This window comes from Micromonospora sp. NPDC047707 (assembly GCF_040704235.1).
GTDB lineage: Bacteria > Actinomycetota > Actinomycetes > Mycobacteriales > Micromonosporaceae > Micromonospora.
This window is the reverse complement of sequence record NZ_JBEYSU010000007.1, coordinates 254,789-263,561: the sequence shown is the minus strand read 5'-3', so window position 1 is coordinate 263,561 and position 8,773 is coordinate 254,789. Positions and strand designations below refer to the sequence as shown.

Genomic DNA, 8,773 nt, shown 5'->3' with positions numbered 1-8,773 from the left:
GAAACCACAGCCTCGACCAGTCCAGGGTATAAATCAATTTGGCACTGGCTTATCAAGCACCCTGTTGAGTTCTCAAAGAACAACCACACACCATCAGAAACCCACACCGCGGGCCCCATCCGGGGCTTCACTCCCACCCACCGCTCTCGCGCCGGGCACTTTTACTACGTTACCTCACCGTCTCGGCCGTGTCAAACCGTGTGTCCCGGTCTGTCATGCTTCATACGGCTTGGCGCCGCTGACCGCACGCAGCGGCGAACCGCTGTGCTCGATCATCGGATTCGGCAGGCCGGCCGGCGCGGTCTCCCGCTGGCTCGTCCGGTGCCCTGCCGGTCGTCAACCTTACCCGGTCGGTTCCGCCGCACCAAATCCGCCTCCCGGCAGATCCAGCGAGCCCCGCCCGACCGGCGTCCCAAGGGGTTGATCCCCCTGCCGACGCCGGCGCCTTCCCGGTCGAGAGCCCCAGGTCTTTCGCCCTGTTTGCCCCGTTCCGCGCTGGCAGAGAGAAAGTTACGCGTCCGCGGGTTTGAACGTCAAATCCGTGGGCAGCGGCCCGCGTCACACTTGCCCGGCAGGGCGTCCACCGCCCCGCGAAGCGATCGGCGGCGGGCCCACGGAGAGCGACAACGCTCTGCCGCACCGCCGCATTCCAGGACCCCCCGGTCCGCTCCCGAGCGGGCCCGGACGCGCCGGCAGCTGTCCGTGCCACGGAGGGTCAGGACGTCGGTGGCCGGCGGCCGGCACGCAGGGCGCGCAGTCCGAGCACGCCAACCGTGGTGCCGATGGCCAGCGACGCCGCGATCAGCAGGGCGTGGATCCAGAGGAACCCGGTCGCCGGGAAGTCCCCGACCACCCCGGTCGACCAGGAGCGCGGGTCCTTCCAGATCGCGACGGCGAACCGCGGCCAGATCACCCAGGTCCAGACACCGACCCCGATGAGGAAGTACGCCCAGCCGCGCGACAGCACCATGGCGACCGAGTATGCCACCGGACCAGCGCCGGGACGGCTGGCCGGCGGAACCGGTACGTGGCCCGCACCCGTAGCGCGGCGCGGGCCACGCCACGTCGATCAGAAGCAGGTGCCGATCCCCCCGATCGCCGGGTTCGCCCGGTCGTGGTAGTGGATGGCGCCGGACGGGTCCGCCATGAAGCCGCCCCAGATGGTGCAGCCGCCACGCACGTACGCCCTCGCCGGACCCGCCGCGTAGAGCCTGCCGGCGTCGTCGACCTGGGTGGGCAGGTACTGGGCGGAGAGGTAGACCTGGGTGCGGGTGAGCGCGCCGACGTACGCGGACTTGACGGTGACGGTGCAGCCGTACCCGGTAAGGGTGTTGTACATCAGGTAGACCGTGCCGAGCCGCTCCCGGCTCTCCGCGTGGTGGATGGGGTCCTGGTCCCGCACGACATAGCCCAGGCCGCAGAGGGACTGGGGAGTGACGGGGTTGACGGCGGCCTGCGCGGCGGCTCCCACCCCACCGACGAGCCCCACCGCGAGCGCGATCACGATTGCGGTTCGACGAACGGCACCAAACATGTCTGTCGCCCTTCTCGGTCCGAGGGATGCGGGACCAGAATGGCGGCGCGCAGTGGCTCCCCGAATGTGCCGCGGAGCCATTCCCGATCATCGTCCGGTGTGCCGGCCGCCAATTCGGGGCCGGTTGAGCTGCGACAACCTTCGAGGCTCCATTGATAGCGGTCGAATATGACGAATTTCGCAAGCAGGTGTTCCCGAGAAACACACATCGCCGGTGTGGTTCCGTCGTAACCCGCTGTTTCCGCCGGGGACGGGTCAGGCCCGAGTGGTCAGGCGCGGGCCGCGAGGGCCACCGAGAGCCGGCCGAGGAACGCGCGGATGCTCTCCTCGCTATGCGGCGCCTCGACCTGGTCGTTGAGCGGCCCCTGGTACCGCAGCGCCTCGGTGAGCGCGCCCAGGGTCTCGGCGGGGTCACCGGGGTAGAGCCCGCCGACCACCCCGTCGGCGACCCGGGTGACCACCGCGTCGTCGAGGGCCGGGTCGAACTGGATCCCGTAGAGGATCCCGTTGACGTGGCCCTTCCAGTTCTCCGTGCCCATGTTCCGCTGTCTCCCCTAGAAGATCCGGCTGCCGTCCCAGCTGTGGATCGGGACGTCGCCGAGGCCGTTGCGCTTGAACTCGGCGTCGAGATTGGCCATGTGGCTCGCGTCGGGCTGGTAGTGGCCGCTCCGCGCGGTCGCGAGCTGGACCCTACCGTCCCGGACGACCAGCTCACCCGCCGCCGCCACGGGCTGGCCGTTGCCGAGCGTGGAGTGGTGGAAGTCGCCGACCTTCTGGTAAGTGGACGCGTAGATGTTGCCGTTGCGGTCCATCACGAAGATCGCCTGGCCGTTGCCGCTGAAGACGGTGCTCGAGGCGGACGTGTCGTACGGCGTGCCGTCCTTGGCGCTGCGCAGGATCCCGTCGCCGTCGAAGAAGACCCGATGCTCCTCCAACTGTTCCGGGGTGAGCCGGCGCACCGGTGTCGGGAAGAAGCCGCCGGGAAGATGCTCGTTCCGGTACTTGTCGAGCATCGGCTTCGTGTTGTGGTAGCGGGGTGTCACGTGCGGGCCGGGGATGCCCGGCTTCGGGGCGCCGCCGGGGCCGCGGCCCTTTCCGGTGAACCGGCGCAGCAGTCGCCTCGCCCGCTTCAGCAGCTGCGGGATGATCTCCTTGACGACCCGCTCCACGACCTCCTTGACGATCCGCTGGATCGCCATCCGGGCGACGCCGATCGAGACCGGGATCTGGGCGAGTGAGGCGCCGAGGCTGGGCGCCGCCGCCGCGAGCGCGATCGCCACCTGCACCACGAGGATCGTCAGCTGGATGATCACGAGGATCTTCTGCGTGAGCGTGATGATCGCCATCACGAGCAGGGCCATGCCGATCAGCTCGGCTGCCTGCGCGCCGTCCTCCATGCGGCGCGGCGGGCCCTCCTCGCCCCGCCAGGCCTGCTCGAACGCCCGGACGTCGTCGCCGCTGTTGGCGCCGAAGACCTGCGCCGCGCCCTTCTCCGCGTCCCCCACGGCGGTACGCAGCCGCCCGGCGAACGCGAACCACATCTGCGACGCCTCGAACAGCAGTTCCTCGTCGGCGGTCGGCCAGGTGAAGCCGACCCAGCCCAGGGCCTCCGCCAGCTCAGGGGGCAGCTGCATACCCACCGGGCAGCTCCATCCGGTTGAAGAGTTCCGCGTTCGTGGTCTCGATCGCCTCGTAGGCGTCCGCGCCGTGGTTGAGGTTCTCCGCGACCTCCAGCAGTTGGTCGGCCATCGACCGGTAGACGTCGAGCGCGTGCGTCAGCACCTCGACGTAGACGGCGCCGAAGAGCGACCCCGCCTCGTCGGAGCCCCACGGGCTGCCCGAGCCGGTGACGGTGCCTTCGAGGCTGGCCACCTCCGCGCCGAGCTGCTGGCCCGTGGCCTCGAGCGATCCGGCCGCGGCGCGCAACGCCGCGACGTCGACCTGGATCCCGTCGGACATGGGTTCACCGCCGGTCGATCCGCCGGGTGGCGGCGTCGAGGTCGCTGATCATCCGGTCGAACCCGCGGAACGCCTCCTCCGAGACGCGCTCCAACTGCCGGGCCAGAGCGGCCGTGTCCGGTGCCGCCGCACCGAGCGTCTCGGCGCGCCGGGTTCGCTCGTCGTCCTGCGCGGCCCGTACGGCCTCGACCACGTACTGGGCGATGGCGCTGGTGCCGGCACGCAGCAGGCTCGGGTCGATCACCAGCGACTCCAGCCGGCCGAACGCCGAGACCTCCGCCTCGACCAGACCGTCCCCGCCGGCACCGCGGCCCACCAGCTCCTCGGCGGCCGGTGGGCTCTCCGGCCCGCCCGGCTGCACCGTGCCGGCGCCGGTGGCCTGGCCCAGCAGCCGCATCGCCTCCTCCAGCGACCGGCCCAACCCGGACGGATCGATGCCCCCCATGCCCATCACCCCACGGTCCGTTTCCGACTCTCCCCAGGACGCGCGAGACTACCAACGGGCACAGCGCCGCCGCAGCCCCGATGTCGTCTGTGGAGCGTCCGTCGTCACCCGTCGTGCACTGGAGGAACCCGTCCGTGTCGCACATCGAGAAGATCACCGCCCAGCTCCGTACCCTGTCGGCCGGCGGCCGAGCGGTATGTCGAGGCGGCGGTCGCCGAGGCCCGGCAGACCGGCGCGCCGGGCGCGTGAGCGTACGCCGGCGCGCCGTCCGGTGAGGCGGTTCCCGCGTGTGGTCCGAGCTGTCCCTGCGGTGCCGGTGCCGCGCCCGCCCGGTCGCGGCCGGGCCTGCTCGGCCGTGCGTCAGCCGCGGCCGAGAGCCCGGGCGAACTGGCGGATGTCGTCGACCAGCAGGCCGGGCTGCTCCAGCCCGGGGAAGTGGCCGCCCCGCTCGTACTCGGTCCACCGCACGATGTTCGGGAACGCCTGGTCGGCCCAGGCCCGGACGGGCTGCGACGGGTCGTGCGGGAACACCGCCACCCCCAGCTGCACCGGCACCGGGGGCTGCCGTCGCGGCGCGTCGCTGACGGGGAGCATGTCGGCGGTCTCGAAGTACAGCTGGGCCGCGGAGCCCGCAGTGCGGGTGAACCAGTAGAGCGAGACGTTGGTGAGCAGCCGGTCCCGGTCGACGGCGTCCTCGGGGCTCTTGCCGGAGTCGGTCCACTCCTTGAACTTCTCGACGATCCAGGCGAGCTGCCCGACGGGCGAGTCGGTGAGCGCGTACGAGACGGTGACCGGCCGGGTCGCCTGGAGCTTCATGTAGCCGGACTCCTCGGCGAGGAAGCGCCCCAGCCGGGCCAGCCGCCGGCCGGTGTCCTCGTCGAGCGCGCCCAGCTCCCGAGGGTCGCCGGGAGGAGGCGTGATGAGGAAGTTGACGTGCGCGCCGATCGCGTGCCGGGCGTCCGTCGCGGCGAGGGCGACCGTCACCCAGGACCCGAAGTCGGTGCCCTGCGGCAGGTAGCGGTCGTATCCGAGCCGGCTCATCAGCTCCGCCCACGCCCGGGCGATGCGGGGCACACCCCACCCGGTCTCGGTGAGGGGGTTGGAGAAGCCGTACCCGGGAAGTGACGGGATCACCACGTGGAACGCGTCCGCCGGGTCGCCGCCGTGGGTACGCGGATCGGTCAGCGGCCCGATGAGGTCGACGTACTCCAGGAAGCTGCCCGGCCAGCCGTGCGTGAGGATGAGCGGCGTCGCGTCCGGCTCGGGGGACCGGACGTGCAGGAAGTGCACGGTGGCGCCGTCGATCTCCGTGCGGAACTGGGGGTACCGGTTCAGCTCCGCCTCGGCCGCCCGCCAGTCGTACCCGGACCGCCAGTACTCCGCCAGCTCCCGCAGGTACCCCTGGGGCACGCCGCGTTCCCAACCGTCGACGCCCGGCTCGGGCGGCCAGCGGGTGTCGGCGAGGCGCCGGCGCAGATCGTCGATCTCGGCCGGCGGAATCTCGATACGGAACGGCTCCATCCCAGCGCCTCCCCGGTCACGGCACGCACGAGAGCCCTCATCGTCGGCCGGCGTACGCGGACCGCGCACCTTCCAACGTGCGCACCTCGGAAAATCGTGCGTCGCCGCACCGCCTGGCGCCGCGCCGATACCTAGGACTACTATGCATTGCAGTTCTAGGGTTACGGCTCGGAGGTCTCATGAGGGTAACCAAGGATCTGGTCGCCGCCTCGGCCACACCTCTGGTGCTGGGCATCCTCTCCGAGGGGGAGAGCTACGGCTACGCCATCCTCAGACGGATCAACGAGCTGTCCGGGGGAGAACTCGACTGGACCGAGGGACTGCTCTACCCGCTGCTGCACCGGCTCGAGCGCCTCGGCTACGTGGAGTCGAACTGGCAGTCGGTGACGGGGGAGCGGCGGCGCAAGTACTACCACATCACCAGCAAGGGCCGGACCGAGCTTGCCGAGCAACGCCGCCAGTGGGACACGGTGGTGAGCGCGCTCAAGGAGATCTGGCACGGCCCCGGGGATTCCAGGCCGTTCGGGGCGATCCCCGTGGGAGGGCCGGCATGACCACCGCCGACAGTCAGGACGGCCTGGAGGCCCAGTTCGCGCAGTGGCGCCAGTACGTGCAGCGCCGGCGAGAACTCCAGCGGTCCGACGCCGAGGAACTCGAGGACCACCTCCGGGGCTCCGTCGACGAGCTGGTCGGCGTCGGCCTGCGCGCCGACGAGGCGTTCCTGGTCGCGGTCAAACGCATGGGCAGCCTCGACGACCTGTCCCGCGAGTTCGCCCGGGAGCATTCGGAACGGCTGTGGAAGCAACTGGTGCTGACCGGCGACTCCGACAACCCGGTGGCGGCCACCCGGTCACGCCGTGACCTGCTCGCGATGGTCGTCTGCGCAGCGGGCGCGGCGGCGTCGGTCAAGGTGCCGGAACTGTTCGGGATGAGCCTCGAAGAGGACGGCTCCTTCTACGGCCCGAACGCCGCCCTGTTCGCACTGCCCTGGCTGGCGGCCTTCCTGGCCTGGCGCCGTCAGGCCACGAAGGCGCTGATCGGTGTCCTGGTGGCGTTGTTCGCGCTCGGCGCCGTGGCGGCGAACGCCTACCCGCTCCGGGACGACTCCCAGTCGCTGGTCCTGACCAGCATCCATCTCCCCATCGCCCTGTGGTTCGTCGTCGGTCTCGCCTACGTGGCCGACGACCTGCGCTCGTCGCGCCGACGCATGGACTTCATCCGCTTCACCGGCGAATGCTTCATCTACTACGTCCTCATGGCCCTCGGAGGGGGCGTGCTGGTCGCGTTCATGTTCGGGACCTTCGAGGCCATCGGGGTCTCCCCGGAGTACTTCATCTCACAGTGGCTGCTGCCCTGCGGTGCCGCGGCCGCGTTGGTGGTGGCCGGGTGGCTCGTCGAGGCCAAGCAGAGTGTCGTCGAGAACATCGCCCCCGTGCTCACCCGACTGTTCACCCCGCTGTTCACCGCTGCGCTGCTGGCCTTCCTCGTGGCCCTCGTCGTGACCAACGCCGGCATCGACGTCGAGCGGGAAGCGCTGATCCTGTTCGACCTCCTGCTGGTCGTCGTGCTGGGGTTGCTGCTCTACTCGATCTCCGCCCGCGACCCGCTGGCTCCGCCCGGCCTGTTCGACCGGCTCCAGCTCGCCCTCGTGGTCAGCGCGCTGGTCATCGACGTGCTGGTGCTGGTGGAGATCACCGGGCGCATCACCGAGTACGGCACCACCCCCAACAAGGCGGCGGCCCTCGGGGAGAACGTCGTCCTGCTGGCCAACCTCGCGTGGTCGGCGTGGCTGGTGCTGGGTTTCGTCCGCCGTCGTACGCCGTTCGCCGCACTCGAGCGGTGGCAGACCGGGTACCTGCCGGTGTACGCGGTGTGGGCCTGGATCGTGGTCCTGGTCCTCCCCCCGTTGTTCGATCACCTCTGACCGGTCGACAACGGCCCCGACTCCCGCCCTGCCCGCGGAAACCGGCGAGTACCCGGTCCACGGCACTCCGCCGTCCGGCAGCGTCTACGCTGTGACCGAGAAAGGCGGATCGTGGTCGTTACGTGTTGCCGGGCGCTGACTCCTCGCCTGTCGAGGGTCGGCCGATGAGCTCAGTCGCATTCCTCAACATCGCCATGCACGGGCACGTGAACCCGACACTGCCGGTCGTGGCCGAGCTTGTCCGTCGTGGCCACGCCGTCACCTACCACACGACGCCCGCCCACGCCGAGAAGATCGCGGCCACCGGCGCGCGGGTGCTCCTCTACTCCGGGGACGACGTACCGCTCGCTGGCCCGCCCACGCCGGTCACGGTGATGGAACAGCTCGCGCGCACCGCCGTAGGCGTGCTGCCCGCCGTCCTCACCGATCTGCGCGGCACCCGGCCCGATCTGATCGTGCACGACTCGCTCTGCCCGTGGGGGCCGGTGGCCGCCCGGGAACTCGACGTGCCGGCGGCCTCGTCGTTCACCACGTTCGCGTTCAACCGGCACGTGCCCAGCCCCACCCATGCCTCCTGGGAGCTGCTGGCCGCCGCGGCGGCCCGACCCCGCCACGCCGGGGGGTACCTGAAGTCGCGCTGGGAGCTGCGCCGCCGGTACGACACGCGTGGGGTGCCCCTGATCGACCTGGCGAACATCCGTCAGCCGCTGAACCTCGTCTACACTTCGCGGGCGTTCCATCCGGAGGCCGACAGTTTCGACCAGTCCTACCGGTTCGTCGGCCCGAGCGTCGGTGCCCGCGCGGCCGACCCGTCGTTCCCGATCGACCGGCTGCGGGATCCGGTGCTGTACGCCTCGCTGGGCACGGTGTTCAAGGCCGACCCGCAACTGCTGCGCGGCCTTGCCGACGCGCTCGCCCCGCTGGGCGGCACCGTGATCGTCTCCACCGGGAACACCGATCCCGCCGCGCTCGGCCCGCTGCCGGCCAACGTGAACGCCCACCGGTCCGTACCGCAGCCGGAGGTGCTGGCCCGCGCGGCGCTGTTCGTCACCCACGGCGGGGTGAACAGCGTCAACGAGGCCCTGTACGCCGGCGTCCCCATGCTGGTGGTACCGCAGGGTGCCGACCAGATGTTGGTGGCTTCCCGCATCGTCGAACTCGGTGCCGGCCTCTCGATCCGCACCGAGGACGTCACCGTGGACGTCGTACGCGCCAACGCCCGACGCCTGCTCGACGAGCCCCGGTTCCGCGCCGCCGCGAGCACCCTCCAGGCTGCCCAGCGTCAGGCCGGCGGCTATTCGCGCGCCGCCGACGAGCTCGAACGCTATGCGCAGCAGAGCGGGCGGGTTACTCGGCCGGGCAGTGCCCATCTGCCACCGCAGGGCTGACC

The 8,773-nt window shown here is 70.8% G+C and carries 10 protein-coding genes; 3 read left to right on the top strand and 7 right to left on the bottom strand.

Annotation, left to right across the window (positions count from 1 at the left end):
• Positions 1-715: 715 nt before the first annotated feature.
• From AB0873_RS11305 to AB0873_RS11275, 7 genes are all read right to left on the bottom strand, one after another.
• Positions 716-970: an SCO4848 family membrane protein gene (locus AB0873_RS11305; RefSeq protein ID WP_155329778.1), complete on the bottom strand. Its 255-nt coding sequence runs from the start codon at positions 968-970 to the stop codon at positions 716-718.
• A 99-nt stretch (positions 971-1,069) separates the two neighbouring features.
• Positions 1,070-1,504, bottom strand: coding sequence for a hypothetical protein (locus AB0873_RS11300; protein WP_366599523.1), 435 nt, complete (start codon positions 1,502-1,504; stop codon positions 1,070-1,072).
• Positions 1,505-1,803: 299 nt separating this feature from the next.
• Entirely contained in the window at positions 1,804-2,073 is a 270-nt protein-coding gene (locus AB0873_RS11295) for a hypothetical protein (protein ID WP_155329776.1), read from the bottom strand.
• A 15-nt stretch (positions 2,074-2,088) separates the two neighbouring features.
• Positions 2,089-3,174 carry a hypothetical protein gene (locus AB0873_RS11290; protein WP_366599522.1) on the bottom strand — a complete coding sequence of 362 codons (1,086 nt, stop codon included), beginning with the start codon at positions 3,172-3,174 and terminating at the stop codon, positions 2,089-2,091.
• Positions 3,152-3,493 carry a WXG100 family type VII secretion target gene (locus AB0873_RS11285; RefSeq protein ID WP_366599520.1) on the bottom strand — a complete coding sequence of 114 codons (342 nt, stop codon included), beginning with the start codon at positions 3,491-3,493 and terminating at the stop codon, positions 3,152-3,154. The genes AB0873_RS11290 and AB0873_RS11285 overlap by 23 nt, the downstream gene beginning before the upstream one ends.
• A 4-nt stretch (positions 3,494-3,497) precedes the next feature.
• Positions 3,498-3,938, bottom strand: coding sequence for a YbaB/EbfC family nucleoid-associated protein (locus tag AB0873_RS11280; protein ID WP_366599519.1), 441 nt, complete (start codon positions 3,936-3,938; stop codon positions 3,498-3,500).
• 360 nt (positions 3,939-4,298) lie between these two features.
• On the bottom strand, positions 4,299-5,459 hold the full coding sequence (locus AB0873_RS11275) for an epoxide hydrolase family protein (protein WP_366599518.1): 1,161 nt from the start codon (positions 5,457-5,459) through the stop codon (positions 4,299-4,301).
• A gap of 179 nt (positions 5,460-5,638) precedes the next feature.
• Between AB0873_RS11275 and AB0873_RS11270 the strand changes: the two genes are divergently transcribed.
• The 3 genes from AB0873_RS11270 (at position 5,639) to AB0873_RS11260 (ending at position 8,771) form a co-directional block, all read left to right on the top strand.
• Complete coding sequence (locus AB0873_RS11270; RefSeq protein ID WP_366599517.1) at positions 5,639-6,013, top strand: PadR family transcriptional regulator; 375 nt, start codon at positions 5,639-5,641, stop codon at positions 6,011-6,013.
• Positions 6,010-7,383, top strand: a complete 1,374-nt coding sequence (locus AB0873_RS11265; RefSeq protein WP_366599516.1) for a permease prefix domain 1-containing protein — start codon at positions 6,010-6,012, stop codon at positions 7,381-7,383. Before AB0873_RS11270 ends, AB0873_RS11265 begins: the two co-directional genes overlap by 4 nt.
• 164 nt (positions 7,384-7,547) lie before the next feature.
• Positions 7,548-8,771, top strand: coding sequence for a macrolide family glycosyltransferase (locus tag AB0873_RS11260; RefSeq protein ID WP_366599515.1), 1,224 nt, complete (start codon positions 7,548-7,550; stop codon positions 8,769-8,771).
• The last annotated feature ends 2 nt before the right edge of the window (positions 8,772-8,773 follow it).